The organism is Streptomyces sp. NPDC101225 (genome assembly GCF_044767585.1).
Lineage (GTDB): Bacteria > Actinomycetota > Actinomycetes > Streptomycetales > Streptomycetaceae > Streptomyces.
On the sequence record NZ_JBIWOE010000054.1, the window covers coordinates 1 to 25,448 of the forward strand.

Annotated in this window: 23 protein-coding genes and 3 tRNA genes; 12 read left to right on the top strand and 14 right to left on the bottom strand. The window is 71.7% G+C overall.

All coding sequences use genetic code 11. From position 1 onward, the window contains the following. Positions 1-319: 319 nt before the first annotated feature. The gene (locus tag ACIRPX_RS41015; RefSeq protein ID WP_404205099.1) at positions 320-511 is read left to right on the top strand and encodes a DUF6274 family protein; all 192 of its coding nucleotides are present in this window, start codon (positions 320-322) and stop codon (positions 509-511) included. Between the two features lie 486 nt (positions 512-997). Here the strand turns inward: ACIRPX_RS41015 and bldC are convergent, their stop codons facing one another. Continuing rightward, on the bottom strand, positions 998-1,204 hold the full coding sequence (bldC, locus tag ACIRPX_RS41020) for a developmental transcriptional regulator BldC (RefSeq protein WP_003949541.1): 207 nt from the start codon (positions 1,202-1,204) through the stop codon (positions 998-1,000). Positions 1,205-1,723: 519 nt separating this feature from the next. Further along, a complete protein-coding gene (locus ACIRPX_RS41025) occupies positions 1,724-2,566 on the bottom strand; it encodes a hypothetical protein (protein WP_404205101.1) in 843 nt (280 codons plus the stop codon). 220 nt (positions 2,567-2,786) lie between these two features. Here ACIRPX_RS41025 and ACIRPX_RS41030 point away from each other — a divergent pair, with 220 nt between their 5' ends. Together ACIRPX_RS41030 and ACIRPX_RS41035 are read left to right on the top strand one after the other, a co-directional pair. Beyond that, positions 2,787-3,890, top strand: a complete 1,104-nt coding sequence (locus ACIRPX_RS41030; RefSeq protein WP_404205103.1) for a Leu/Phe/Val dehydrogenase — start codon at positions 2,787-2,789, stop codon at positions 3,888-3,890. Positions 3,891-4,181: 291 nt separating this feature from the next. Further along, the gene (locus ACIRPX_RS41035; RefSeq protein WP_404205105.1) at positions 4,182-4,433 is read left to right on the top strand and encodes a DUF3073 domain-containing protein; all 252 of its coding nucleotides are present in this window, start codon (positions 4,182-4,184) and stop codon (positions 4,431-4,433) included. A 101-nt stretch (positions 4,434-4,534) separates the two neighbouring features. Here ACIRPX_RS41035 and purM read toward each other — a convergent pair whose 3' ends face one another. The 5 genes from purM to ACIRPX_RS41060 all read right to left on the bottom strand — a co-directional run bounded on the left by purM (position 4,535) and on the right by ACIRPX_RS41060 (position 9,578). Continuing rightward, entirely contained in the window at positions 4,535-5,635 is a 1,101-nt protein-coding gene (gene purM, locus ACIRPX_RS41040; protein ID WP_404205107.1) for a phosphoribosylformylglycinamidine cyclo-ligase, read from the bottom strand. 34 nt (positions 5,636-5,669) lie between these two features. After that, positions 5,670-7,199, bottom strand: a complete 1,530-nt coding sequence (gene purF, locus ACIRPX_RS41045) for an amidophosphoribosyltransferase (protein WP_404205109.1) — start codon at positions 7,197-7,199, stop codon at positions 5,670-5,672. Between the two features lie 61 nt (positions 7,200-7,260). Continuing rightward, positions 7,261-8,061 (bottom strand): META domain-containing protein, encoded by an 801-nt coding sequence (locus ACIRPX_RS41050; RefSeq protein ID WP_404205111.1) that lies wholly within the window; start codon positions 8,059-8,061, stop codon positions 7,261-7,263. Between the two features lie 38 nt (positions 8,062-8,099). Next, positions 8,100-8,897, bottom strand: coding sequence for a sterol carrier family protein (locus ACIRPX_RS41055; protein ID WP_404205114.1), 798 nt, complete (start codon positions 8,895-8,897; stop codon positions 8,100-8,102). 39 nt (positions 8,898-8,936) lie between these two features. After that, on the bottom strand, positions 8,937-9,578 hold the full coding sequence (locus tag ACIRPX_RS41060) for a TetR/AcrR family transcriptional regulator (protein WP_404205116.1): 642 nt from the start codon (positions 9,576-9,578) through the stop codon (positions 8,937-8,939). 79 nt (positions 9,579-9,657) lie between these two features. Between ACIRPX_RS41060 and ACIRPX_RS41065 the strand changes: the two genes are divergently transcribed. Next, on the top strand, positions 9,658-11,142 hold the full coding sequence (locus ACIRPX_RS41065) for an MFS transporter (RefSeq protein WP_404205118.1): 1,485 nt from the start codon (positions 9,658-9,660) through the stop codon (positions 11,140-11,142). Between the two features lie 100 nt (positions 11,143-11,242). Here ACIRPX_RS41065 and purL read toward each other — a convergent pair whose 3' ends face one another. From purL to purS, 3 genes are read right to left on the bottom strand one after another with little or no spacing between them, the layout of a single operon-like run. Beyond that, complete coding sequence (gene purL, locus ACIRPX_RS41070) at positions 11,243-13,501, bottom strand: phosphoribosylformylglycinamidine synthase subunit PurL (protein WP_404205120.1); 2,259 nt, start codon at positions 13,499-13,501, stop codon at positions 11,243-11,245. Continuing rightward, on the bottom strand, positions 13,498-14,178 hold the full coding sequence (purQ, locus tag ACIRPX_RS41075) for a phosphoribosylformylglycinamidine synthase subunit PurQ (protein ID WP_404205122.1): 681 nt from the start codon (positions 14,176-14,178) through the stop codon (positions 13,498-13,500). Before purQ ends, purL begins: the two co-directional genes overlap by 4 nt. Beyond that, on the bottom strand, positions 14,175-14,438 hold the full coding sequence (gene purS, locus ACIRPX_RS41080; protein ID WP_384266693.1) for a phosphoribosylformylglycinamidine synthase subunit PurS: 264 nt from the start codon (positions 14,436-14,438) through the stop codon (positions 14,175-14,177). The genes purQ and purS overlap by 4 nt, the downstream gene beginning before the upstream one ends. 332 nt (positions 14,439-14,770) lie before the next feature. On the opposite strand from purS, the gene ACIRPX_RS41085 reads away from it, so the two are divergent. The 8 genes from ACIRPX_RS41085 to ACIRPX_RS41120 all read left to right on the top strand — a co-directional run bounded on the left by ACIRPX_RS41085 (position 14,771) and on the right by ACIRPX_RS41120 (position 19,237). Beyond that, a complete protein-coding gene (locus ACIRPX_RS41085; RefSeq protein WP_266682268.1) occupies positions 14,771-15,088 on the top strand; it encodes an Lsr2 family protein in 318 nt (105 codons plus the stop codon). Between the two features lie 125 nt (positions 15,089-15,213). Further along, positions 15,214-15,285, top strand: a tRNA-Gly gene (locus tag ACIRPX_RS41090). An 81-nt stretch (positions 15,286-15,366) separates the two neighbouring features. Next, a tRNA-Gly gene (locus ACIRPX_RS41095) sits at positions 15,367-15,439 on the top strand. 125 nt (positions 15,440-15,564) lie between these two features. After that, on the top strand, positions 15,565-16,503 hold the full coding sequence (locus ACIRPX_RS41100) for an ABC transporter ATP-binding protein (RefSeq protein ID WP_404205125.1): 939 nt from the start codon (positions 15,565-15,567) through the stop codon (positions 16,501-16,503). Next, positions 16,500-17,279, top strand: coding sequence for an ABC transporter permease (locus ACIRPX_RS41105; RefSeq protein ID WP_404205127.1), 780 nt, complete (start codon positions 16,500-16,502; stop codon positions 17,277-17,279). Before ACIRPX_RS41100 ends, ACIRPX_RS41105 begins: the two co-directional genes overlap by 4 nt. Before the next feature lie 16 nt (positions 17,280-17,295). Next, on the top strand, positions 17,296-18,531 hold the full coding sequence (locus ACIRPX_RS41110) for a sensor histidine kinase (protein WP_404205129.1): 1,236 nt from the start codon (positions 17,296-17,298) through the stop codon (positions 18,529-18,531). Next, positions 18,528-19,142: a response regulator gene (locus tag ACIRPX_RS41115; RefSeq protein ID WP_404205131.1), complete on the top strand. Its 615-nt coding sequence runs from the start codon at positions 18,528-18,530 to the stop codon at positions 19,140-19,142. The genes ACIRPX_RS41110 and ACIRPX_RS41115 overlap by 4 nt, the downstream gene beginning before the upstream one ends. 22 nt (positions 19,143-19,164) lie before the next feature. Continuing rightward, positions 19,165-19,237, top strand: a tRNA-Gly gene (locus tag ACIRPX_RS41120). Between the two features lie 80 nt (positions 19,238-19,317). On the opposite strand, the gene ACIRPX_RS41125 is transcribed toward ACIRPX_RS41120, so the two are convergent. The 4 genes from ACIRPX_RS41125 to purD all read right to left on the bottom strand — a co-directional run bounded on the left by ACIRPX_RS41125 (position 19,318) and on the right by purD (position 25,417). Further along, a complete protein-coding gene (locus ACIRPX_RS41125) occupies positions 19,318-20,217 on the bottom strand; it encodes a phosphoribosylaminoimidazolesuccinocarboxamide synthase (protein ID WP_404205133.1) in 900 nt (299 codons plus the stop codon). A 155-nt stretch (positions 20,218-20,372) separates the two neighbouring features. After that, on the bottom strand, positions 20,373-21,872 hold the full coding sequence (locus ACIRPX_RS41130; protein ID WP_404205135.1) for a N,N-dimethylformamidase beta subunit family domain-containing protein: 1,500 nt from the start codon (positions 21,870-21,872) through the stop codon (positions 20,373-20,375). 153 nt (positions 21,873-22,025) lie between these two features. After that, on the bottom strand, positions 22,026-23,828 hold the full coding sequence (locus ACIRPX_RS41135) for a hypothetical protein (RefSeq protein ID WP_404205137.1): 1,803 nt from the start codon (positions 23,826-23,828) through the stop codon (positions 22,026-22,028). Between the two features lie 338 nt (positions 23,829-24,166). Continuing rightward, entirely contained in the window at positions 24,167-25,417 is a 1,251-nt protein-coding gene (purD, locus tag ACIRPX_RS41140) for a phosphoribosylamine--glycine ligase (protein WP_404205139.1), read from the bottom strand. Between the last annotated feature and the right edge of the window lie 31 nt (positions 25,418-25,448).

The window sequence follows — 25,448 nt, forward strand, 5'->3', positions numbered from 1 at the left end:
CCATGCTCAAGCACCGCACCCTCTACCAACCCGGGCACGAACAAGCAGCCTGACCAAGCCCACAGACCTTGACCGAACAGATAGAAGCACCCCCCCGGCCGTCCGGTCGGCCCGCCTGGACGTCGGGGCGTCGGGGCCGCGGTGGGCGAGGAGGGCCTGCATCCCGTGCGGGACGCGGGCCCTTGTTCCTGTCCTGCGACGCTCCAGCCACCCCTGCCCCTTCGGGCCGCGGAGAGCCACACGCCGTCTTGACGGCGTCACATTCCGTAGGTACCCAGAAGACAGGGCCTGTTCTCCGAGCGGCCCGCGGAGGTGGCGTATGACGGCGACGGTCAGGCACGAGACGCGGGCCCTGCTCCGTGCACATCTGTCGGCCGCCTCGTCGTACGGCCACCTGACCCGCCACTGCCCGATCTGTCACCACCTGCTGCGGCTGGCGATGGACTCGCCGCCGAGGGCCGCCGAGGTCTCGGACGAGCCCGCGGAGAACGAAGGTCCGGCCGGCGCGTGACCGCCGGCGGCCCCAACACCCGCCCCAGCGTGGGGCCGTGGAACGCGGGGCTCCTCTAGCGCACCCGTGGCGGAGGGGACAAGGACTCTGTCATGTGACGGGAGTCACCGCATGAGTTTCTGAAAGCGCGGTACTTACGCCCCACCTACAACTGGTCAATTTAATATGTGCAATTGCACCGCCCGGGAGGCCGCTCCCCGGCACGGCCCGGGGGCCTCCCACAGGAGATCCGACAGCCCTCCCCAGACTCCGACAAGGCCACTCACAGAGCCGCGGGGGCGGGCACGCTGCGCACACAAAAAAGATCGCGCCGGACTCGGCGGAGTCCAGCGCGATCGACGACGCACCCTGTCACTTGTCTGAGAAGCTCTGATGAGCCTGGGCGTGGAGCCTGTTGGGGCAGACCCCGCGTCGCTTGGAGCTAGGGTTCCGGACACCTCGGCACGTTGGGGGACCTGCCGTTTTGCCCGGTTATGGAGTTGTTGTTCAGGCTTCGCTGCGCTGCTGCGGAATGCCCGCCAGCAGGGCGCGGACCTCCGCCTCGCGGTAGCGGCGATGCCCGCCGAGCGTGCGGATCGAAGTGAGCTTTCCGGCCTTCGCCCACCGCGTGACCGTCTTGGGGTCGACGCGGAACATCGTGGCGACCTCAGCCGGGGTCAGCAGCGGCTCGGCATCAGGGGTGCGAGCGGTCATGAGCGGCCTCCTCGGGAGAACCGAACCTTCTCGGTTCTTTCCTCTAAATTCTGCACCTTGACCCGCGTTGCCCGAAATGGCGGACGCGAGTCGAGTCGGTTATAGGACGAACGGCTTGTCCTCGGCACTACAACTACACCATCTGTCCAGCCGCGTCGGCCAAACCGATGGAATTGCCCCTCCAGGTGTTCATCAGCGACGGAAGCCGATGGACCATGCCATAGCGGACAGTCACGCCACTGTGACGATCAGTCACAGGACGATCAGGAGTCACCAGACCCCCCAAAGCGTGCAATGCGGACGGAGCCCTCCCCGGACTCCTTGTCCTATTTTGGCATGAGGAGGGGCATGAGACGCAAGAGCCGTGTACGTGCGGTCCATCACGCTTGACCGTGTTTGAGCGCCACTTGAGGTGAACGCCCGGATCGTGACCTACGTCCCCTGTCGGAGAGACCTCAGCGCGCGCACGGCACACGTCGGTGCCAGGACAAAACCCCAAAACGGGCGGAACGTCAAACGTCAGTTCGCGGAGCGCCGGTCCCTGACGGAGCGCCAGCGCTCCACCAGCCGCGCGTAGGCCGCCCCGGCGGCCGCTCCGTCGCCCCGCCGCAGCGCCTCGATGCCCTCGGCGACGTCCGCCGCCGAGCGGTCGTCCTCCAACTCGCCGGCCGGCAGGACGTGCACGAGACCGCCGTAGTCCAGCTCCACCAGCGAGCGCGGGTGGAACTCCTCCAGCCAGCGCCCCACGTCCACCAGGCCGTCGATCAGCGGCCCTTCGTCGATGCCGTCCTTCAGCGCCCGCAGGGCTCTGGCCACGCGCCGCCGCGCCTGCACCATCGGCGTCCGGTAGCGCAGCATCGGGGGAATCTCGCCCGAACCCTTGTCGAAGCGCCGCTCCTCGTCGGAGACCAGCACGAACCAGTGCAGCGGCACCTGCCAGGTCGCGGTGCGGATCCAGGGCCGCGCGTCCGGGTTGCGGGTCAGCCAGCGCTCGTAGTCCTGGGCGGCCTGGCGCCGCACGACCTCCGGCAGCACCGCCTCCAGGACCGGCCTGGGCAGCTCCTCGGGCAGCTCCTGGAGCGCCTGCCAGCCGCGCAGCCGGGTACGCCAAGGGCACACGCAGACCACCCCGTCGACCTCGGCCACGAAGGCGTCGCCGCTCTCGTGCACCGGCACCGGGACGGGCGGGGTGGGCACCAGGTCGGCCAGCGAGCGGCGCAGTTCGTCCTGGTACGAGGGACGGTCGGCACGCCGGGCGTACCGCGCCCAGTGGCCGCGCTCCGGTTCGGGGAAGGCGGCCAGTGGTTCGTACACGCGCAGATACGTCGCATACGGGACGATCACCGAGGACACCTTGGGCACGCCTGCTCCCTCCCCCTCCCACCACCGGGAAAACCTCCGGAACCCGCTCACGAACAGGCGGGAAATCCATGCAAATCGTCGCACGCCCGTACGCCGCGAGCAGGTGATCCTGAGCACTGCCCGGATGGCGGGGCCCACAGGCTCTAATGTCGTCCTCACAGCCCCGCCACCCACACGGGGCCGGTCTCCACCCGCCGCTATTTGCTCAGGAGTCACCACAGTGACCGACGTAACCGGCGCACCTGCTGATGTACTGCACACCCTGTTCCACTCGGACCAGGGCGGACATGAGCAAGTCGTGCTCTGCCAGGACCGCGCCAGCGGCCTCAAGGCCGTCATCGCCATCCACAGCACCGCTCTGGGCCCCGCGCTCGGCGGTACGCGCTTCTACCCGTACGCGAGCGAGGCCGACGCGGTCGCCGACGCCCTCAACCTCGCGCGCGGGATGTCGTACAAGAACGCCATGGCCGGACTCGACCACGGCGGCGGCAAGGCCGTGATCATCGGGGACCCGGAGCAGGACAAGTCCGAGGAACTGCTGCTCGCCTACGGCCGGTTCGTCGCCTCGCTCGGCGGCCGCTACGTCACCGCCTGCGACGTCGGCACCTATGTCGCCGACATGGACGTCGTGGCGCGCGAGTGCCGCTGGACGACCGGCCGCTCCCCGGAGAACGGCGGCGCCGGCGACTCCTCCGTCCTCACCGCCTTCGGCGTCTACCAGGGCATGCGCGCCAGCGCCCAGCACCTGTGGGGCGATCCGTCGCTGCGCGGCCGCACGGTCGGCATCGCGGGCGTCGGCAAGGTCGGCCACCACCTGGTGGGGCACCTGCGCGCGGAGGGCGCCGAGGTCGTCGTCACCGATGTGCGCGAGGAGGCCGTGGGGCGGATCCTCGCGGCACACCCGGAGGGCGTGACGGCCGTCGCCGACACCGCGACCCTGATCCGCGTCCAGGGCCTCGACATCTACGCCCCGTGCGCGCTGGGCGGAGCCCTGAACGACGACACCGTGCCGGCGCTCACCGCCGCGGTGGTCTGCGGCGCCGCCAACAACCAGCTCGCCCACCCGGGCGTCGAGAAGGACCTCGCCGACCGCGGCATCCTCTACGCGCCGGACTACGTGGTGAACGCGGGCGGTGTCATCCAGGTCGCCGACGAGCTCCACGGCTTCGACTTCGAGCGGTGCAGGACGAAGGCCGCGAAGATCTTCGACACCACGCTCGCCATATTCGCGCGTGCGAAGGAAGACGGTATTCCGCCGGCCGCCGCGGCCGACCGGATCGCCGAGCAGCGCATGCACGAGGCGGCCGCGGCGCGCAAGCTCTGACCGTCTGGAGGTTTGGCCGGTACCCGTCGGCGCACACTTAGAGAGAACTCTCACGTTCGTCGGCGGGTCGCCTGCCGAGAAGTGGTTAAAATCGCGGTTGACCAGCGGGGACGACGCGCCCCGAGGGTCCTGGATCCGGGCCCGTACTGTGGGCGACGTACCGTATGGGCGCGGGCTCAGGTACCGTGGAAGCCCTACGGACCGGTCTCTCCCAGGGAGAGCCCGTTCCAGATCATGAACGCGTGTCAAGACTCTGGGGCCGTCGAGCCCCGTCACCGAGGGGGTCGAGCCATGGGGCGCGGCCGGGCCAAGGCCAAGCAGACGAAGGTCGCCCGCCAGCTGAAGTACAACAGCGGCGGGACAGACCTGTCGCGTCTGGCCAGCGAGCTGGGCGCTTCGACTTCGAGCCAGCCGCCGAACGGCGAGCCGTTCGAGGACGACGAGGACGAAGACGACCCGTACGCCCAGTACGCGGATCTCTATAACGACGATGAGGACGAGGACGACGAGTCCGGTCCCACGTCTCAACGCCGCGGCGCTTGACGATCTAGCTGCGCTCGACCCGGTCCGTGGTGGTCCACACCACCGGACCGGGTTTTCCGCTGCTTTCGCGGGCGCCGACGGGGTCGGCGCCCCCGGCGCCTCTAGTTCGCGTAGCTGTCGGTCAGTGCCGCACCGGTGGTGTGCTCGCCGCGCTCCGTGATCTCTCCGGCCACCCAGGCCTCGACGCCTCGGTCGGCCAGCGTCGCGAGGGCCACGTCCGCCGATTCCTGCGGGACGATCGCCATCATGCCGACGCCCATGTTCAGGGTCTTCTCCAGCTCCAGGAGCTCGACCCGACCGGTCCGGCCGACGAGGTCGAAGACCGGGGCCGGCGTCCAGGTGGAGCGGTCGACGATCGCGTGCAGTCCGTCGGGGATCACGCGCGCCAGGTTGGCGGCCAGGCCGCCGCCCGTGATGTGCGAGAAGGCGTGCACCTCCGTGGTGCTGGTCAGGGCCAGGCAGTCCAGCGAGTAGATCTTGGTCGGCTCCAGCAGCTCCTCGCCGAGCGTGCGGCCGAACTCCTCGATCCGCGCGTCGAGCGACAGGCCCGCCTGGTTCAGCAGCACGTGCCGGACCAGCGAGTACCCGTTCGAGTGAAGCCCGGACGCGGCCATGGCGATCACCGCGTCACCCGTACGGATGCGATCCGGGCCGAGCAGCCGGTCGGCCTCCACGACGCCCGTACCGGCGCCGGCGACGTCGAAGTCGTCCTCGCCGAGCAGTCCGGGGTGCTCGGCCGTCTCGCCGCCCACCAGGGCGCAGCCGGCCAGCACACAGCCCTCGGCGATGCCCTTGACGAGGGCGGCGACGCGCTCGGGGTGGACCTTGCCGACGCAGATGTAGTCGGTCATGAACAGCGGCTCGGCGCCGCACACCACGATGTCGTCCATGACCATGGCGACCAGGTCGTGGCCGATGGTGTCGTACACGCCCAGCTGCCGGGCGATGTCGACCTTGGTGCCGACGCCGTCGGTGGCGGAGGCGAGCAGCGGACGCTCGTAGCGCTTGAGGGCGGAGGCGTCGAAGAGGCCGGCGAAACCGCCGAGGCCGCCGAGGACCTCGGGGCGCTGCGTCTTCTTCACCCACTCCTTCATCAGCTCGACCGCGCGGTCGCCCGCCTCGATGTCGACGCCGGCAGCCGCGTAGGAAGCTCCGGTGGAACGGCCCGTCACCGGGGGCGAGTGATCAGACACAGCAGACATGGCCTGGGATCTTTCGGGTTGGTTTCTACGGGGCTTACGGGCGACGGATCGCGTCGGCCGCGGCCGTTTCCGCCGGACCGGCCGCCAGCTCGGTCTCCAGGAGCCGCTTGCCGAGCAGCTCGGGGTCCGGGAGGTCCATCGGGTACTCGCCGTCGAAGCAGGCGCGGCAGAGGTTCGGCTTGGCGATGGTGGTCGCCTCGATCATGCCGTCGATGGAGATGTAGGCCAGGGAGTCGGCGCCGAGCGAGGTGCCGATCTCGTCGATCGTCATGCCGTTGGCGATGAGCTCGGCGCGGGTGGCGAAGTCGATGCCGAAGAAGCAGGGCCACTTCACGGGCGGCGAGGAGATCCGGATGTGGACCTCGGCGGCCCCGGCCTCGCGGAGCATCCGCACGAGCGCCCGCTGGGTGTTGCCGCGGACGATCGAGTCGTCCACGACCACCAGGCGCTTGCCCTTGATGACTTCCTTGAGCGGGTTCAGCTTCAGCCTGATGCCGAGCTGGCGGATGGTCTGGGAGGGCTGGATGAAGGTCCGGCCGACGTAGGCGTTCTTGACCAGGCCGGCGCCGAAGGGGATGCCGGAGGCCTCCGCGTAACCGATGGCGGCCGGGGTGCCGGACTCCGGGGTCGCTATGACCAGGTCGGCCTCGACCGGGGCTTCCTTGGCGAGCTTGCGGCCCATCTCCACGCGGGAGAGGTAGACGTTCCGGCCGGCGATGTCGGTGTCGGGGCGGGCCAGGTACACGTACTCGAAGACGCAGCCCTTGGGCTTCGCTTCCGCGAATCGCGACGTACGCAGACCGTTCTCGTCGATGGCGACGAACTCGCCCGGCTCGATCTCCCGGACGAAGGAGGCACCGCAGATGTCCAGGGCGGCGGACTCGGAGGCGACGACCCAGCCGCGCTCCAGGCGGCCGAGGACCAGCGGGCGGATGCCCTGCGGGTCGCGGGCCGCGTAGAGGGTGTGCTCGTCCATGAAGACGAGCGAGAAGGCGCCCTTGACCTGCGGAAGGACCGTGTGGGCGGACTCCTCGACGGTCAGCGGGGTGCCGTCGGCGTCCTCCTGGGCGGCGAGCAGGGCCGTCAGGAGGTCGGTGTCGTTGGTGGCCGCCACCCGCGGGGTGCGGCCGCCCTCCTTCTTCGGCAGGTCGGCGACCATCTCCGCGAGCTGGGCGGTGTTGACCAGGTTGCCGTTGTGGCCGAGCGCGATGGAACCGTGCCCGGTGGCGCGGAACGTCGGCTGGGCGTTCTCCCACACGGAGGCACCGGTGGTCGAGTAGCGGGCGTGTCCGACCGCGATGTGACCCTGGAGCGAACCGAGAGAGGTCTCGTCGAAGACCTGGGACACGAGGCCCATGTCCTTGAAGACGAGGATCTGGGAGCCGTTGCTGACCGCGATTCCCGCGGATTCCTGGCCCCGATGCTGGAGGGCGTAGAGCCCGAAGTAAGTGAGCTTGGCGACCTCTTCGCCCGGAGCCCAGACTCCGAAGACGCCGCAGGCGTCCTGGGGGCCTTTCTCACCGGGGAGCAGATCATGATTGAGTCGACCGTCACCACGTGGCACGGCACCGAGTGTAGGCGAGATCGACCACTGGTCCGAATTGGGGATCTCCGCCGTCCTTGGCTCACGGTCCGGCGACCGCTTCGGCGCTTTCTCCGTTTTCGCTGGTCAGCGTGAGGGTCCGGTGATCCAACCGGTAGGTCGCCGTGCCACTGAAGAGACGCAGGAGGCTCTTCTCGGTGTCCATGAGTGAGGCGTCGCACATCATTCGGGTGGTGGATGCGGGACCGAGCGTGATACGGCCGTCGCGCACGGTGGCCCTCGCGGTGACGTGATTGCATCCCAGGCGGCCGGTGACCTCGCCCGTTTTCCGGTCGAAGGTGAGGTATGCGGAGCCGGTGGCCCGCTGCGGCAGGTTCGTCGCCGTGCCGTCCGCGCGGAGGGACGTGATCGTCCATTTCGTGCCGTACAGGGAGGCGTCCTTCTCCTCGGTCAGGCGGATGCGGTCGCCGTCGCGGGCGGTGAGCGTGAGCCGGCCGTCCTCGGCCCGGACCGTGAGCGAGCGATCGGTGAGGGTGCGGGACATGGCCCGTTCGAAGGCCATGAGCCTCGGCGCGCAGGCCATCAGGGTCTGGCGGGCGTGCGTCAGCTCGACCCGGTCGCCGCTGAAGGCGGCCTTCGCGCCGAACGCGTTGCAGCCGTAGTCGCCCACGGCCGTGCCGTCGGCGCCGATCCGGAGGCCGGCGCCGGCGCCGGCGGGCGCCTGCAGCGTGGTGCCGTCGACGGTGACGCTGTCGACCCTCCAGTGGACGCCCGACATCCCCGACGCGGCCGGCGCGCTGCCGGTGTCGCCCGAGTCGCTGCCGCAGGCCATCACCAGCGGCAGCAGGGTCAGGACGGCGAGGGTGAGTCGCTGTGTGTCCATGCCCATGGGACGGAAGGGGCGAAAGACCGGTTCCGCGGCTATGCCGTCAGGGGCAGCAGCCCGCTCAGGTCCGCCCGCTCGCCACTGGCGCTGACCTGCGCCTTCTCCACCGCTTCGGGCCAGGTCAGGCGCCCGGTCGCGAGCCGCACCCAGGTCAGCGGGTCGGTCTCGACGACGTTCGGCGGGGTGCCGCGGGTGTGCCGCGGGCCCTCGATGCACTGCACGACGGCGTACGGCGGGATCCGCACCTCGGTGGAGCCGCCGGGCGCCTTGGCGGCCAGGGCGTCGGCGAGCAGCCGGGTGCAGGCGGCGAGGGCCTGGCGCTCGTAGGGCACCTCCAGGCCCGGGACGGCGTCGTTGAGGTCGTCGGTGTGGACGATCAGTTCGACGGTGCGGGTGACCAGGTAGTCGGACAGCGTCATGGGCCCGGCGCCGGTGGCGAGCAGGCGGGTGCCGCGGTGCGCGGCCAGGTCCGCGGCGAAGCGGCGCTCGACGTCGGCGAGGTAGGCGTCGAGGTCGGGGTGCTCCTCGGCGAGGCGGCGGCTCGCCTCGTCGATCCCGTGCGCGTCGGCGGCGGTCGCCCGCGGCCAGTCGAGGACCGTCGCCTCCTGCCGCACCGGCTCCGGCCGGTCGACGAGGCGGCCGACGGCACCGAGTGCCGTCCCCGTGTGCGCGATCAGGTCCCGCACGGTCCAGTCCCCCAGCCGCGTGGGCCCGGCCAGCTGCTCGGGACTCAGGGTGCGCACGGCCTGCCGCAGATGCCCGAACTGCGCGGCGACCGCGGCACGGATCTTGACGGAGTCGTACGTACGGGCGCGCTTCTTGGCCGGGGGCATGGCGGTGAGCCTAGTGCCGTGGCCGGAAACCGGCCCGCGTCAGGCCTTGCGCGCGTAGTCCGCGAGGCCCCGTTCGACCAAGGCGAAGGCCTGCTCGGCGCGTTCGGCCGCGTCGGCCGCGACCGCGTCGACGTGCTCGCCCTCGCCGATCCTGAGGTGGTGCTCCTCGACGAGTGCGTTGCGGGCCGCGCTGAGCATCGCGGCGGCGACCGTCGCCAGCATCAGGTCGCCCGTCTCCTCGGCCAGCAGGGCGGCCAGGTCGCGGGTGCCCTGCTGGGCGGCCAGCACGGCGCGCTCCATCAGCACGGGTGTGTCGCGGACGAGTTGACGCACCTGGCGGGCGAAGGGCTGCGGGTTCAGGCCGATCGAGGGGTCGCGGGCCCCGACCATCTCCAGGAACTGCCGGCGCACGGCCTGCACCGCGCTCTCCCCCGGCGCGCGCTCGCGCACCGCGCGGGCCGCGTCCCCGAAGTGCTCCTCCATCGGCCGGAAGACCAGGTCCTCCTTGGTGCCGAAGTAGTTGAAGACGGTCATCTTCGAGACCTCGGCGGCGTCGGCGATCTCCTGCACGGAGACGTGGTCGAAGCCGCGCTCGACGAACAGGTCGACCGCGACCTGCCAGATCCGCATCTCCGTCTGCCGCTTCTTGCGCTCCCGCAGACCCATCGCCTCGGCCGTCATGCCCGTACTGTACCAAGGCGAATTTTAAGCCCGGATGAAATATTGACTGAGTACATAAAGCCTGGGCATGCTGTCGCCCATGACCGAGACCCAGCGCAGAATCGGCTTCCTGGTATGCCTCATGACGATCGTCCTGGCCGTCCTGGACCTGCAGATCGTGTCCGCGGCCACCGTCCCGATCGCCCATGACCTCGACCCCGACCACGGCATCGACAAGATCCCCTGGCTGGTCAGCGCCTACGCCCTGGCGTCGGCCGCGATGCTGCCGCTGTACGGCAAGCTGTGCGACGTCGCCGGCCCGAAGCGGGTCTTCACCGGCGCGATCGCCGTCTTCCTGCTCGGCTCCGCGCTGTGCGGCGCGGCCCACTCGATGGACCAGCTGATCGCGGCCCGCGCACTCCAGGGCCTGGGCGGCGGCGGGCTGATGAGCGTGACGATGGTGGTGATCGCCCACCTCAAGGGCCCCCAGGAGAAGGGCGCCGGCAAGGGCGGCAACGCGGGCGGACTCGTCGCGGGCGGCGCGATGGCCGTCGGCCCCTGGCTGGGCGGCGTGCTCGCCGACCACGCGAGCTGGCGCTGGATCTTCTACGTCAACCTGCCCGTCGGCCTCGCGGTCCTCGCCGCCTCCGCCCTCGCCCTGAAGCTGCCCGCGCACCACGAGCGCCGCCCGCTCGACTGGTCCGGCGCCGCGCTCGCCGCCGCGTTCTCCAGCGCGCTGCTCCTGGTCACCGACTGGGGCGGCAAGAGGTACGCCTGGTCGTCACCGGCCGTGCTGAGCCTGGCCGTCACGGCCGTCGCCGCCCTCGCGCTGTTCCTGTGGCGGCAGCTGCGCGCGCCCGAACCGGTCCTGCCGCTCTCCCTGTTCCGCATCCGCGAGCTGCGGCTCGGCTTCGCCGTACAGGCGATCATGGGTGCCGCGATGACGGGCGCCATCTACTACGTGCTCGTCTATCTCCAGCTCGTGCGCGGCCTCACCAGCTCCGCCGCGGGCCTCTATCTGATCCCGATGGCGGTGGGGCTGTCGGCGACCGGAGTCCTGGGCGGACCGCTGGGCGCCCGCGGCTGGACGGCGCGGACCTTCACCATCAGCGGTTCGGTCACCACCGCGCTCGCCTTCGTCCTGCTCGCCACGACGACCGGCCCGGACACCTCGCTCTGGCTGATCCGCGCCGAACTCCTGCTGATCGGGGCCGGGTTCGGGCAGCTGCTGGGCCAGCTGATCCTGCTCGTCCAGGACGCCGCCCCGCGCCCGCAGCTGGGCGTCGCCACCACGTCGATCCGCTACTTCCAGTCCCTCGGCAACGCCCTGGGCACCGCCCTGTTCGGCACCGTGCTGACCCGCCTGTACACGGCCCACGGTCCCGGCGGCGACGTCAGCGCGCTCGCCCGGCTGACCGGCGGCGCGCGCACGGCCGGTGTGCACGCCTACGTGGACGCGACGAGCGTGGTGTTCTTCGGCGGCGCCGGGCTGATGGCACTCGCCGCGCTGATGGCGCTCAGGCTGCCGAGGCCGCTTCCCGGGACGGGCGCCGCGGAGCGGGTGACCGAACCGGTGGCCGTGTGAGGAGAGCCCCAAGGCGGGGAAAGACCCGCCGGCGGGAAAGCCCGAAGGCCCCGCCCGTGCGCAACGGGCGGGGCCTTCGTCGTCGTGGCGCCCAAAGGGCTCAGGCGAGCAGCGCCGGGATCGTGCCCTCGTGCGCCTCGCGCAGCTCCTCCAGCGACAGCTCGAACTCGCCCTGGAGCTCGACCGTGGCGCCGTCCACGACGCCGATGCGGGTGACCGGCAGGCCCCGCGCACCGCACATGTCGTTGAAGCGGACCTCCTCGGAGCGCGGCACGGCGACGACCGCGCGCCCCGCCGACTCGGAGAACAGGAGGGTGAAGGCGTCCAGCCCGTCCGGGACGACCAGCCGCGCGCCCTTGCCGCCGAGCAGCGCCGACTCCACGACCGCCTGGATCAGACCGCCGTCGGACAGGTCGTGCGCCGAGTCGATCATGCCGTCGCGGGAGGCGGAGATCAGGATCTCGCCGAGCAGGCGCTCCCGCTCCAGGTCGACCTCGGGCGGCAGACCGCCGAGGTGGTCGTGGACGACCTGCGACCAGGCCGAGCCGCCGAACTCCTCGCGGGTGTCGCCGAGGAGGTAGAGCAGCTGGCCCTCCTCCTGGAACGCGACCGGCGTACGGCGGGCCACGTCGTCGATGACGCCCAGCACCGCGACCACCGGGGTCGGGTGGATCGCGGCCTCGCCCGTCTGGTTGTAGAGGGAGACGTTGCCGCCGGTCACCGGGGTGCCGAGCTGCAGGCACCCGTCGGCGAGCCCGCGGATGGCCTCCGCGAACTGCCACATGACGGCCGGGTCCTCGGGCGAGCCGAAGTTCAGGCAGTCGGAGACGGCGAGCGGCTTGGCGCCGGTGGTGGCGACGTTGCGGTACGCCTCGGCGAGCGCCAGCTGCGCGCCCGTGTACGGGTCGAGCTTGGCGTAGCGGCCGTTGCCGTCGGTCGCGAGGGCGACGCCGAGCCCCGACTCCTCGTCGATGCGGATCATGCCGGAGTCCTCGGGCTGGGCGAGGACGGTGTTGCCCTGCACGAAGTGGTCGTACTGCGAGGTGATCCACTTCTTGGAGGCCTGGTTGGGCGAGGCCACCAGCTTGAGGACCTGCTCACGCAGCTCCCGCGAGGTGGCGGGCCGCGCGAGCCGGCCCGCGTCGTCCGCCTGCAGCTCGTCCTGCCAGGACGGCCGGGCGTACGGGCGCTCGTAGACCGGGCCCTCGTGCGCGACCGTGCGCGGGTCGACGTCGACGATCTTGCCGCCGTGCCAGTAGATCTCCAGGCGGTCGCCGTCGGTCACCTCACCGATGACGGTGGCGATGACGTCCCACTTCTCGCAGATCTCCAGGAAGCGGCCGACCTTGCCGGGCTCGACGACCGCGCACATGCGCTCCTGCGACTCGCTCATGAGGATCTCCTCGGGCGAGAGCGTGGAGTCGCGCAGCGGTACGTCGTCCAGGGTGACGCGCATGCCGCCGGAGCCGTTCGAGGCCAGCTCCGAGGTGGCGCAGGACAGACCTGCCGCGCCGAGGTCCTGGATGCCGACGACGAGCTTCTCCCGGAAGGCCTCCAGGGTGCACTCGATGAGCAGCTTCTCCTGGAAGGGGTCGCCGACCTGGACGGCCGGGCGCTTCGAGGGCTTCGCGTCGTCGAAGGTCTCGGAGGCGAGGATCGACGCGCCGCCGATGCCGTCGCCGCCGGTCCGGGCGCCGTAGAGGATGACCTTGTTGCCGGAGCCGGACGCCTTCGCGAGGTGGATGTCCTCGTGCCGCATCACGCCGATGGCACCGGCGTTGACCAGCGGGTTGCCCTGGTAGCAGGCGTCGAAGACGACCTCGCCGCCAATGTTGGGCAGGCCCAGGCAGTTGCCGTAGCCGCCGATGCCCGCGACCACGCCCGGCAGGACGCGCTTGGTGTCGGGGTGGTCGGCCGCACCGAAGCGCAGCGGGTCGACGACCGCGACCGGGCGCGCGCCCATCGCGATGATGTCGCGGACGATGCCGCCGACGCCCGTGGCCGCGCCCTGGTAGGGCTCGACGTACGAGGGGTGGTTGTGCGACTCGACCTTGAAGGTCACCGCGTAGCCCTGGCCGACGTCGACGACGCCGGCGTTCTCGCCGATGCCGACGAGGAGGGCGTCGGACCGGGGGGCCTTCTCGCCGAACTGGCGCAGGTGGACCTTGGAGGACTTGTAGCTGCAGTGCTCGGACCACATGACCGAGTACATGGCGAGCTCCGCGCCGGTGGGCCGGCGTCCGAGGATCTCCACGACCCGCTCGTACTCGTCCTTCTTCAGGCCGAGTTCGGCCCAGGGCAGCTCGACGTCGGGGGTCGCGGCCGCGTGCTCGACCGTGTCCAGAGGCGTCCGGCTCATGCGCCCACCAGCTTCTTGAGGATCGAGGTGAAGAAGGGCAGGCCGTCGGTGCGGCCCGACCCGATCAGGGGCTCCACGGCGTGCTCAGGGTGCGGCATCAGGCCCACGACGTTGCCGGCCTCGTTCGTGATGCCGGCGATGTCGCGCAGCGAGCCGTTCGGGTTGAAGTCGAGGTACCGGAAGGCGACACGGCCCTCGGCCTCCAGCGTGTCCAGCGTGTACGCGTCGGCGACGTACCGGCCGTCCATGTTCTTCAGCGGGATGTGGATCTCCTGGCCCGCGGTGTAGTCGCTGGTCCAGGACGTCCCCGCGTTCTCCACCCGCAGCTTCTGGTCGCGGCAGATGAAGTGGAGGTGGTCGTTGCCCAGCATCGCGCCCGGGAGGAGGTGGGCCTCGGTCAGGATCTGGAAGCCGTTGCAGATGCCGAGCAGGGGCAGTCCGGCCTTCGCCTGCTCGATGAGGGGCTCCATCACCGGCGAGAACCGGGCGATGGCACCGGCCCGCAGATAGTCGCCGTACGAGAAACCGCCGCAGAGAACGACGGCGTCCACCTGGTGGAGGTTCTTGTCCTTGTGCCAGAGCGCGACCGGTTCGGCGCCCGCGAGGCGGATCGCGCGCTGGGTGTCCCGGTCGTCGAGGCTGCCGGGGAAAGTGACGACGCCAATACGAGCGGTCACTTCGCGGCCTCCGCGACTTGTTCGACGTGGACGGTGAAGTCCTCGATCACGGTGTTGGCGAGGAAGGATTCCGCAAGATCGTGGATGCGGGCGAGCGCGGCGTCGTCGACCGGCCCGTCAACTTCCAGTTCGAATCGCTTTCCCTGACGTACGTCGGAGATCCCCTCGAAACCCAGTCGCGGCAGTGCGCGCTGGACCGCCTGGCCCTGGGGGTCGAGGATCTCCGGCTTGAGCATGACGTCGACTACGACGCGTGCCACTGGCACTCCCGGTGTGTGGTGCTGAGCAGGTTCCTACAAGTGGCTTCAGACTACCCGCACAAAATTTCTACGCGCGTCGACTTGTAGGAAACTACGTGACGACTGTCACGAGGCGGCGGGAGAGTGTCCGCAGGCGAAAAGTTACGGGAAAAATCTGAGATCGATGCCTGATACCTATTGCGCCCAGCCGTCTCCCGCCACCACTCTCAACCGAAGTCGCCGCGCTCCCTCTTGCTTTTGGACACGCGGAAGGATTTAGTCGGGCTTCACATTGCATTGTCGGGCACTGTACAAATGAATTGTCAGCGTGCCGCACGAAGGGACCGATATTCGTGGCGCAGAAGGTCGTGGTCACGCTCTTTGACGACATCGACGGCTCGGAAGCGGCGGAAACGATCGCCTTCGGACTCGACGGCAAGTCGTACGAGATCGACCTGAATCAAGCCAATGCCAAGAAACTGCGTAAGGCGCTCGAGCCGTACGTGGAGGCCGGCCGCAAGCGGTCGAAGTCCGGCAGGACCTACCGGCAGACGGAGGTCGCCCCGGACCCGGCGGCCGTGCGCGCCTGGGCCCAGGCCAACAAGATGGACGTCCCGGCCCGCGGCCGCATCCCCAAGAAGGTGTACGAGGCGTTCAGCGCGGCGCAGTGAGCCCTGTCCGACGACCGGTCACCGGCCCCTCGGGAGAACCGACTTGCGCTGCACCCCTCCTGGTCAGTTAGAGTCTGGAGCACGCCGAGGGGCGAGGCCGAAAGGCCGAGGCCCACGGAGTACGTGCGGGTGTAGTTCAGTAGTAGAACATCCCCCTTCCAGGGGGAAGGCGCAGTGTGCAATTCCTGTCACCCGCTCTGCACCACCGGTCCGAACCACTCTTGTGGATCAGGTAGGCTGGTGCTCGCGCCGATCGGTGGGAGCCGGTCGGAGGCAATGCGGACGTAGCTCAGTTGGTAGAGCGCAACCTTGCCAAGGTTGAGGTCGCGAGTTCGAGCCTCGTCGTCCGCTCGGGAGTAAGACCCCGGTCCTCAGGGACCGGGGTCTTTTCGTGCGTGGCCGCTTCTGACATTTGTCATGCCGGGCGATGACAACGCGCACTGCTGCCGGCCCCCGTTCGCGGGGACGCTGAAGCCATGGACACGAACGAACACGAGCACGTGATTGAGGTCACCGACCTGCGGCGTGTGTACGGGGGCGGGTTCGAGGCGGTGCGCGGAATCACCTTTTCCGTGGGCCGCGGCGAGATCTTCGCGCTGCTGGGCACCAACGGCGCGGGCAAGACGTCGACCGTCGAACTGCTGGAGGGGCTCGCCCGGCCCGCCGCGGGCCGGGTGCGGGTACTCGGCCACGACCCGTACGAGGAGCGCGGCGCCGTACGGCCGCGGACCGGCGTGATGCTCCAGGAGGGCGGCTTTCCCTCGGAACTGACCGTCGAGGAGACCGCGCGGATGTGGGCGGGCTGCGTGAGCGGGGCGCGGCCGCAGGAGGAGGCGCTCGCGCTCGTCGGGCTCACCGGCCGGGCCGGCGTACGGGTCAAGCAGCTGTCCGGGGGTGAACGGCGGCGCCTGGACCTGGCGCTCGCCCTGCTCGGCAAGCCCGAGGTGCTGTTCCTCGACGAGCCCACGACCGGCCTGGACGCCGAAGGGCGCCGGGACACCTGGGAGTTGGTGCGGGCGCTGCGCGACGCGGGGACGACCGTGCTGCTGACCACGCACTACCTGGAGGAGGCGGAGGGCCTCGCCGACCGGCTGGCGATCCTGCACGACGGGCGCATCGCGGTCACCGGCACCCCGGGCGAGGTGACCGCACGCCAGCCCGCGCGGATCTCCTTCCGGCTGCCCGTCGGCTACTTCCTCGGGGACCTGCCGCCGCTCGCGGAGCTGGGCGTGTGCGGGCACGAGGTGGACGGAGGCCTCGTACGGCTGCGGACGCGGGAGTTGCAGCGGGCGGCCACCGGGCTGCTGGTGTGGGCCGAGCGGGCGCGGGTGGAGCTGCACGGGCTCGACGTGCGGCCGGCCTCGCTCGAGGAGGCCTTCCTCGGCATCGCGCGGGAGAGGGAGATGGCCGCATGAGCACGCTCGTCCTCGCACCCGCCGGACGGCGGCTGAAGGCACTGGCCCGGGCCGAGCTCACCCTGCTCGGCCGCAACCGGAGCGCGCTGGTGACGGCGCTGCTCGTGCCGCTCGCGCTGCCGTTCAGCGTGCGGCCCGCGGTCGACCGGATCGACCTGAAGGCCCAGGGGCTGAACATCGGCACGGTGATGCTGACGGCCGCCATCGGGTTCTCCTTCCTGTTCGCCGTCTACACCTCCCTGGTGAGCGCCTACGTCGCCCGGCGCGAGGAACTGGTGCTCAAGAGGCTGCGCACCGGTGAACCGGGCGACGCCGAGATCCTCGCCGGCACCGCGCTGCCCGCCGTCTGCGTCGGGCTCGTGCAGTCCCTCGTGCTCTGCGCCGGGTGCGCGGCGCTGCTGGACGCGGGGGCGCCCCGGGCGCCGTATCTGACCGTCCTCGGTGTGCTGTCGGGCCTGGTGCTGTGTGCCGCGTTCGCCGCGCTCACCGCGACCGTGACCAGGACCGTGGAGAGCGCTCAGGTCACCGCGCTGCCACTGGTGTTCGTGTCGATGCTGGGCTCGGGCGTCGCGATCCCGACGGAGGTGCTGCCGGACCGGCTGGCGTCCGTCTGCGAACTCCTGCCGCTCTCCCCGGCGATCCGGCTGGTCCGGGGCGGCTGGACCGGGCAGCTGAGCGGCTACGAGGTGCTCGCCGCCCTCGCGACCGCGGTGGCCTGGACCGTGCTCGCGGTGTTTGCTGTACGGCGGTGGTTCCGCTGGGAACCGCGGCGCTGACGGACGGGAGAGCGTGGTGCTCGCGCAGATCAGAGGGTGGCAGCAGCGGCACTGGCGGGAGCGGACCAAGGCCGAGCGGGTCGAGCTGCAGAGCGTCGTCACCTGGTACGCCACCACGTGGTTCTTCTCCCTGTGCTGGCTGGCACTGCCCCTGGTGGCCGGGGTGGAGCGGCGGCCCGCGCCGCTGATCGTCGGCGGGCTGCTCCTGCTGGCGGGCGCGCTGCAGTGCGTGGAGGCCAACCGGCTCACCCGGGCGGTCCTCGACCACTACCTCGGCCGCCGCGAACTCCCGCCGGGCACCCTGCGCCCCGCGGCGCTCCTGCTGGGGCTCGCGCTGGCTCTGACCCTGGTGCTCGCCGCGCTGCACGGCGCCGAACCGGTCGCCGTCCGGCTCGCCATCGGCGCCTCCCTGCTGCCCTTCGGGCTGCTGTACGGGCTGGTCGCTCCCGTGCCGGTGTTCCTGCGCCGCTTCGGCGTGCTCGCCGTGGTGCTCGTGTGCGCGTTCGGCTGGACCGAGCCGGAGGCCGCCGCCATCGTGATGGTCGGCGTGCTGACCGTCTTCGGGGCGCTCTTCTCGCTGCTCGCCTGCCGCTGCGGCGCCTGGACGCTGTCCGTGCTGTGGGAGGCGGAGCGGGCCCGCGAGGTCGAGGCGCGGCTCGCCGTCGCCGAGGAGCGGCTGCGCTTCGGACGGGACCTGCACGACGTGATCGGGCGGAACCTGGCCGTCATCGCGCTGAAGAGCGAACTCGCCGTGCAGCTGGCGCGGCGCGGCCGGCCCGAGGCCGTGGACCAGATGACCGAGGTGCAGCGGATCGCGCAGGAGTCGCAGCGGGAGGTGCGGGATGTCGTACGGGGTTACCGCGAGGCCGATCTCGGGGTGGAACTCGCCGGAGCGCAAGGGGTGCTGAGCGCGGCCGGGATCACCTGCGCGGTGCGCGGCGAGGCCGGCGGGCTGGACGCCGAGGCGCAGTCGGCGCTGGGCTGGGTGGTGCGGGAGGCCACGACCAACGTGCTGCGCCACGGCGACGCCGCGCTGTGCGACATCGCGCTGACCCGGGACGCGGGGCGGGTGGTGCTGACCGTGCAGAACGACGGAGCCGGTGGCGCCGCGGGCGGCGGCGGGTCCGGTCTGGCCGGGCTGCGCGAGCGGCTTTCGGCGGTGGGCGGGACGCTGACGGCGGGGCCGGCCGGCGGTGACCTCTTCCGTGTGGTGGCCGAAGTACCGCTGAGCGTGAGAGAGGTCACCGCATGACCGGCGCCGTACGCCTGCTGCTCGCCGACGACGAGCACCTCATCCGGGGCGCGCTGGCCGCGCTGCTCGCGCTGGAGGACGACCTCGTGATCGTCGCCGAGGCGGCGAGCGGGCCGGAGGCGCTGGCCATGGCGCGGGCGCACCGGCCGGACGTGGCCGTGCTCGACCTGCAGATGCCGGGCGCCGACGGTGTGAAGGTCGCCACATCCCTGCGGTCCGAACTGCCGGACTGCCAGGTGCTGATCGTGACCAGCCACGGGCGGCCCGGGCATCTCAAGCGGGCGCTCGCGGCGGGGGTGCGCGGCTTCGTCCCGAAGACGGTGAGCGCCCAGCGGCTCGCGGAGATCATCCGTACGGTGCATGCCGGGAACCGTTACGTCGACCCCGAGTTGGCCGCCGACGCCATCGCCTCCGGGGACTCCCCGCTGACCGTGCGGGAGGCCGAGGTGCTGGAGTTCGCGGCCGACGGGGCGCCCGTGGCGGAGATCGCCGAGCGGGCCGCGCTGTCGCAGGGGACGGTGCGCAACTATCTGTCGTCGGCCGTCTCGAAGCTCGGGGCGGAGAACCGGCACGCGGCCGTGCGGCTCGCACGGGAGCGAGGTTGGGTATAGTTGGCGTCGCGCCACGGCGCATGCGGACGTAGCTCAGTTGGTAGAGCGCAACCTTGCCAAGGTTGAGGTCGCGAGTTCGAGCCTCGTCGTCCGCTCCGCACCAGAAGGCCCCGGTCCGTACGGACCGGGGCCTTCGTCGTACGGCCGGTGTCGACCACGCGCGTGATCAGTGCACCTAGCTCCAGGACGTGCCCGTCAGCCGCTCGTACGCCTCCACGTACCGGGCGCGCGTCGCGGCCACGATCTCCTGGGGGAGCTCCGGCGGCGGCTGCTCGCTCCCGCGGTCCCAGCCGGAGGCCGGCGAGGTCAGCCAGTCCCGCACGAACTGCTTGTCGTACGACGGCTGCGGGTGGCCCGGCGACCACTGGTCGGCCGGCCAGAAGCGGGAGGAGTCCGGCGTGAGGACCTCGTCGGCGAGGACCAGCTCCGCACCGTCGAAGCCGAACTCGAACTTGGTGTCCGCGAGGACGATGCCGCGCTCGCGGGCGATGTCACGGGCGCGGGCGTAGACGGCGAGGGTCGTCTGCCGCAAGGCGGCGGCGGTGTCGGCGCCGACCTGGCGGGCGACCTCCTCGTAGGAGACGTTCTCGTCGTGCTCGCCGACCGCGGCCTTGGTGGCCGGAGTGAAGATCGGCGCGGGGAGCTCGCTGCCGTCGACCAGGCCCTCGGGCAGCGCGAGGCCGCAGACCGTGCGGGAGGCGTCGTACTCGACCAGGCCGGAGCCGGTGAGGTAGCCGCGGGCCACGCACTCGACCGGGACCATCTGGAGCGATGTGCAGAGGGTGGTGCGGCCCGCCCAGTCCGCGGGGGCGCCGGCCGGCGGCTCGGCGCTCAGGACGTGGTGGGGCACCAGGTCGGCGAGCTGCTCGAACCACCACAGGGAGAGCTGGGTGAGGATGCGGCCCTTGTCCGGGATCTCGGTGGGCAGCACCCAGTCGTAGGCGGACATGCGGTCGCTGGCGACCATCACGAGGTCGCCGGCCTCGTTCTGGTACAGCTCGCGCACCTTGCCGGTGTGCAGGTGCACCAGGCCCGGAACCTGAATCGGCTCGGGCTTTTCTACGAATCCGGACACGGTTCCTCCCCGTGGTTGAAAACACTGGGGCTCCCGCAGGGCCCGCACAGGGGGGTGGCGGGCGACGGGTGGGCCCGACGGCTCGATTCTCCCTCATGCCGAGATCGGTCTTGTACGCGGTCGCGGGCGCGCGGCCCCAGGGCCCGTACGGCGGCTCAGTCACGTTTGCAGATACGGTCCAGCAGGTTCGCCGTGGCGCGCTGGACCCGGGTGTCGACGTGGCCCGGCCGGTCCAGGGACGGGGACCAGGCGAACGTCCCGGAGGCGAAGACCAGGGCGCCGGAGGGCGCGCGGTACAGCGAGGTCTCCTGGTGACGCAGGACGCCCTCGGTGTCCGTGTACGGCGAGTGGGCGAGCAGGATGCGGTCGTCGTGGTCGGGCAGCGGGGTGCGCGGGAAGTAGCGGTCCGCCTCGCCCGCGACCAGGCCCTCGATCCGGTCGCCCTCGTGGGCGCCGGTCGCCTCCCACAGCCAGTGCCCGGCGTTGCGGACGATCAGGGGGTGCGGCTCGGGGACCCGGCCCGCGTACTGGATGCCGACCAGCTGCTGTTCGGGGCGGTCGACCTCGCGCCACAGGACGGACCTGCCGGGGCCCCTGCGCTTGCGGCAGGTCAGCAGGCGGTCGGGGACGGCGGACGGGGACGGGCCCAACTCGACCTGCCAGTACAGGGTGTTGGCGGAGAGGAAGACGAGCGAGGTGCCGTGCTCGCGGGCGAGCTCCACGGTGCGGCGCATGGGCACCGACCAGTACTCGTCGTGGCCGGGGAAGACCAGGCCGCGGTAGCGGGTGGGGTCGATCCGGCCCGCGTGCAGGTCGCGCGCGTCGGCGTAGGCGATGTCGTAGCCGTAGCGCTCGGCCCAGCGGATGAAGTCGTAGGCGTGGCCGACGTGCAGGGGCAGGCCGGCGCCGGCGTAGGGGCGGTCGAAGGAGACCGTCGTCGCCGCGTCCGACTCGCCGAGCAGGCGGCCCTGTTCGTCCCAGGCGTGGTAGAGGCTGGCGCCGGTGCGGCCGTCCTCCGGATAGAGGTTGTAGGCCTGCCATGTGACGTCCGGCAGGAGCAGAAGCAGGTCCGCGGGCCGGTCGTCGCGGACCGTGAAGGGGATGTGGGAGCGGTAGCCGTCGGCGGTGGTCAGGACGGCGACATGGGCGCCGACGCTCCAGTACGACGGGATCTGCAGCCGCCAGGACAGCCACCAGTGGTGGCAGGAGACGGTGCGGTCCGCGGTGAGCGGCGGGGGCTGCACGATGCCCGACAGGCGGGGGCTGGTGGTGATCTTCGAGGCGCCGTCGCCGCCGTAGTGGCCGATGCGGTAGACGTCGACGCCGAACTCCTGCGGCGGGTCGACCGTGATGTGGAAGTCGACGGCCTCGCCGGGGGCGACCGCGCCGGTGGAGATGAAGCCCTTGATCTGGCGGCGGACGTCGTCCGCGGAGCGCGGGCCGCCGGCGGCCCGCGGGGAGGGGACACGAGGGGTGCTCGGAGTGTCGGGCGCGGACGGCAGGGGCGGGTCGAGGTACCAGGGGACCATCTGGCCGGTGTCGCCGAAGTACGTCTCGCCGCCGCGCAGCCAGGGCAGGGGGCCCTGGCCGAAGGGGTCGGTGACCGCGTGCGCGAGCGCCCCGGACTCCCAGCGGCGGATCTGCTCCGGCCCCATGGTCGCTCCCCTCCTCGGATCCCCCCGGTCGGCTGTCGCGTGCCGCAAGCCCTTGCCCCGTGCCCGATCGGTCCCAGCACATCACATTGCGCACCCATGCGGTCACTATTCGTTGCGAATTTGCCGAAAGTGGAACTCGATCTTCCGCTACGGTCACACCAGCCGGACGGGCTTCTCCGGCCGTATGCCGCACTCCAGCAGCCAGGACCGCAGGGGAGCGGGATCGCCGTCCTCCACGAGGCTGAGGACGCGGGGGGTGAGATCCGTGGCGCGTTCGCCGTCGAGAAGGAGCGCGGGGCCGTCGAGCCAGTCGAGGCCGGGGGCGGCGCCCGCGGTGTCGATCGCGGCGCAGCAGACCATCGCCGTGACGTGGTCGGTCAGCAACTCGCGGGAGCTGCGGGGCGGCTGGAGCGGGAACAGGGGGAAGGTGCCGTCGTCCCAGATGGCGGGTGCGGGTGCCTCCGGCGGTTCGGCGGGGGCGGGCGTCTTCTCGCGGGCCAGCTCCGCGGTGAGGCCCGCGGCGAGGGGGGCGAAGCGGGGGTTGCGGGGCGCGGGTTCCTCTGCCTCGTCCTCGTCCTCGGCTGCGGCTGCGGCTGCGGCTGCGGCTGCGGACCGTGTCGTCCCGTCCGCACCACCCGTCGCGCTCTCGCCGCCGGGTGCGGGCCCACGCGACGGGGCGGCTGAGTGCGGCGTCGACAGATGGTCCAGGACGCGGGAGAGCGTCGGGCCGTCCGGGGTACGGGTGACGCCCACGGTGTCCAGGACCCGGTGGAGGCGGGCGGCGTCGGTGCGCCATGTGCGGTCGACGATCTCGTCCGGGTACTCGTCCCAGTTCACCGGGGACCAGTCGGGGCCGGGGGCGGCGGGGCCGCCGTGGAAGAGGCGGGCGGCGAGAAGGGAGGCCGCCTCGTCGACCGTGCCCGGCTCCTCGAGCAGGTCGCAGGCGGGGCGCTCGCCGAGGCGGGAGGCGAAGCCCTCGGCCAGGCGGTCACGGCGGGAGAGTTCGGTGAGCGCGGCGACGACGCCCGCGTCCAGCCGGGCGGGCCACCGGCCCATCCGCCAGGCGGGCAGCGCCACGCGGGTGAGCAGACGGTCCCAGCCCGCGTAGGCGAGCCCCACCTGTTCCTGGGCGACGATCCTGAGGCCGTAGTCCACGGACTGCGCACGCTCGGAGGCGGCGGCCGCCACACCCCGCTCCATCAGCGTCGCGTGCTCCTGACAGCCGTGCAGCAGCAGCCGGGCCAGCCGGCCGACGCCCGCGCACACCAGGCGGGTCAGGGGGCAGCGGCCGGGCGTCGAGGCGACGGCCACCGCGGCGTCCAGGCCCCGTACGAAGCGGCGGGCCGCGGCTATGTCGGGGTGCGCGGAGGGGCCCGTGCCGGCGACGACCGGGGCCAGGACCGCGCGCAGTTCGCCGACGCGCATCCACCACAGGAAGGGCGAGCCGATGACCAGGACCGGGGCGGCGGCGCCGCGGCGGTGCGGGGTGTGCACGCCCGCGAGCTCGTCGTGGCGGCTCTCGGAGGGGGGCGGGCCGTGGGCCGGATGGGCGCGGTCCTCCAGCCAGCTGTCGCAGTCCGGGGTGAGCGCTATCGCGGAGGGCGCGGGGACGTCGAGCCGGTCGGCGAGGTCACGCACCATCCGGTACAGGTCCGGCGCGGACTCCTCGGCGATCGCGACCGTCGGGCTCACGGCCGGGCGGGCACGGGCGACGAGCAGGGCCATCGCACCGGCCGCGAGCAGCACGAGCACGGCGACGGGGGTCACCACCCAGCGGGCCACGTGCCAGGCGGGCCCCAGGAGATGCCCCGTGGAGGCGCCGGCCAGCAGCACCACGGCGATGGCCGCGGGCAGCAGGGCGACGGCGAGCGCCCGGCTGCGGATGCGCAGCACGGCGAGCGCCCTGGAGCGCGCTGCCTGCGCGCCCGCCTCCACACCCGTTCCGCTACCGGTCACGACCGGACCTCACCCCCTCCCCCGCTGTACTGGATCCCCTGCAGTCCTGGTGTTGCTCACTCCCCCACTGTGGCACCCGCCCCTGACATCGCAATGCCGGTGGGCCAAGTGCCGGACCGCTTGCGCCGCACCATAGTTGGGGGCCCGGGCCTCGTCAGCCGGTTGGGCGAGCGGTCACCCGATGGAATGGCTTTGGTCAGAGGTGGGTGACGGACAGCGAAGATCAGGCCCGCGTTCTTGACTTGAATTCCAATTCGGGACGCGGGGCCGGAACAGCGACGGGCCCCTGATCCCAAGACGGATCAGGGGCCCGCGCGGTTCGGCCGGGCGGGGTGCCGTCAGGCACCCGCCGCCTTCGCCGCGATGTCCGTACGGTGCTGGGAGCCTTCGAGCCCGATGCGGGCAACCGCCCTGTACGCGCGCTCGCGGGCCTCGGTGAGGTCCTTGCCGGTCGCCGTGACGGACAGCACCCGGCCGCCCGCGCTGACGACCGCGTCACCGTCGCGCCTGGTGCCCGCGTGCAGCACGTACGCCCGCGGGGCGTCCTCGGCGGCCACCTCGTCGAGGCCGGTGATCGGGTCGCCGGTGCGCGGGGTGGCGGGGTAGTTGTGCGAGGCGACGACCACGGTGACCGCGGCGTCGTCGCTCCAGCGCAGGGGCTCCAGGTCGGCCAGGGTGCCGTTCGCCGCGGCGAGCAGCAGGCCGGCCAGCGGGGTCTTCAGACGGGCCAGGACCACCTGGGTCTCGGGGTCGCCGAAGCGGGCGTTGAACTCGATGACCCGTACACCGCGCGACGTGATCGCGAGACCGGCGTAGAGCAGGCCGGAGAACGGGGTGCCGCGGCGGCGCATCTCGTCCACGGTCGGCTGCAGGACGGTCTGCAGGACCTCCTCGACCAGCTTCGGGTCGGCCCACGGCAGCGGGGAGTACGCGCCCATGCCGCCGGTGTTCGGGCCCTCGTCGCCGTCCAGGGCGCGCTTGAAGTCCTGGGCCGGCTGGAGCGGGAGCACGGTCTCGCCGTCGGTGACGGCGAAGAGCGAGACCTCGGGGCCGTCGAGGAACTCCTCGATCACCACGCGGTCGCAGGAGTTGGCGTGCGCCTTGGCCGCCTCGACGTCGGCGGTGACGACGACGCCCTTGCCGGCGGCGAGACCGTCGTCCTTGACCACGTAGGGGGCGCCGAAGGCGTCGAGGGCCGCGTCGACCTCGTCCGGGGTCGTGCAGACGTAGGAGCGCGCGGTGGGGACCCCCGCTCCCGCCATGACGTCCTTCGCGAAGGCCTTGGAGCCCTCGAGCTGCGCCGCCTCCCGGGCGGGGCCGAACACCGGGACGCCCGCCTCGCGCACGGCGTCGGCGACCCCGGCGACGAGCGGCGCCTCCGGGCCCACGACCACCAGGTCGGCGCCGAGCTCGGTGGCCAGCGCGGAGACGGCGGCGCCGTCCAGCGCGTCCACCTGGTGCAGCTCGGCCACCTCGGCGATGCCGGCGTTGCCGGGGGCGCAGTGCAGCGCGGTGACGTCGGGATCGAGGGACAGGGAGCGGCACAGGGCGTGTTCGCGGGCGCCGTTACCGATGACGAGGACCTTCACGGGATCAGCCTAGCTGGCGTTCCCGCCGAGA

What these genes read in the sequence shown, in the direction of transcription:
- ACIRPX_RS41050 (WP_404205111.1), bottom strand. Translation starts at nt 8,061, where the DNA reads ATGGACACACAGCGACTCACCCTCGCCGTCCTGACCCTGCTGCCGCTG.
- purL (WP_404205120.1), bottom strand. Translation starts at nt 13,501, where the DNA reads ATGAGCCGGACGCCTCTGGACACGGTCGAGCACGCGGCCGCGACCCCC.
- ACIRPX_RS41060 (WP_404205116.1), bottom strand. Translation starts at nt 9,578, where the DNA reads ATGACGGCCGAGGCGATGGGTCTGCGGGAGCGCAAGAAGCGGCAGACG.
- purM (WP_404205107.1), bottom strand. Translation starts at nt 5,635, where the DNA reads ATGTCTGCTGTGTCTGATCACTCGCCCCCGGTGACGGGCCGTTCCACC.
- ACIRPX_RS41065 (WP_404205118.1), top strand. Translation starts at nt 9,658, where the DNA reads ATGACCGAGACCCAGCGCAGAATCGGCTTCCTGGTATGCCTCATGACG.
- ACIRPX_RS41130 (WP_404205135.1), bottom strand. Translation starts at nt 21,872, where the DNA reads ATGGGGCCGGAGCAGATCCGCCGCTGGGAGTCCGGGGCGCTCGCGCAC.
- ACIRPX_RS41100 (WP_404205125.1), top strand. Translation starts at nt 15,565, where the DNA reads ATGGACACGAACGAACACGAGCACGTGATTGAGGTCACCGACCTGCGG.
- ACIRPX_RS41055 (WP_404205114.1), bottom strand. Translation starts at nt 8,897, where the DNA reads ATGCCCCCGGCCAAGAAGCGCGCCCGTACGTACGACTCCGTCAAGATC.
- ACIRPX_RS41015 (WP_404205099.1), top strand. Translation starts at nt 320, where the DNA reads ATGACGGCGACGGTCAGGCACGAGACGCGGGCCCTGCTCCGTGCACAT.
- bldC (WP_003949541.1), bottom strand. Translation starts at nt 1,204, where the DNA reads ATGACCGCTCGCACCCCTGATGCCGAGCCGCTGCTGACCCCGGCTGAG.
- ACIRPX_RS41115 (WP_404205131.1), top strand. Translation starts at nt 18,528, where the DNA reads ATGACCGGCGCCGTACGCCTGCTGCTCGCCGACGACGAGCACCTCATC.
- ACIRPX_RS41105 (WP_404205127.1), top strand. Translation starts at nt 16,500, where the DNA reads ATGAGCACGCTCGTCCTCGCACCCGCCGGACGGCGGCTGAAGGCACTG.
- ACIRPX_RS41035 (WP_404205105.1), top strand. Translation starts at nt 4,182, where the DNA reads ATGGGGCGCGGCCGGGCCAAGGCCAAGCAGACGAAGGTCGCCCGCCAG.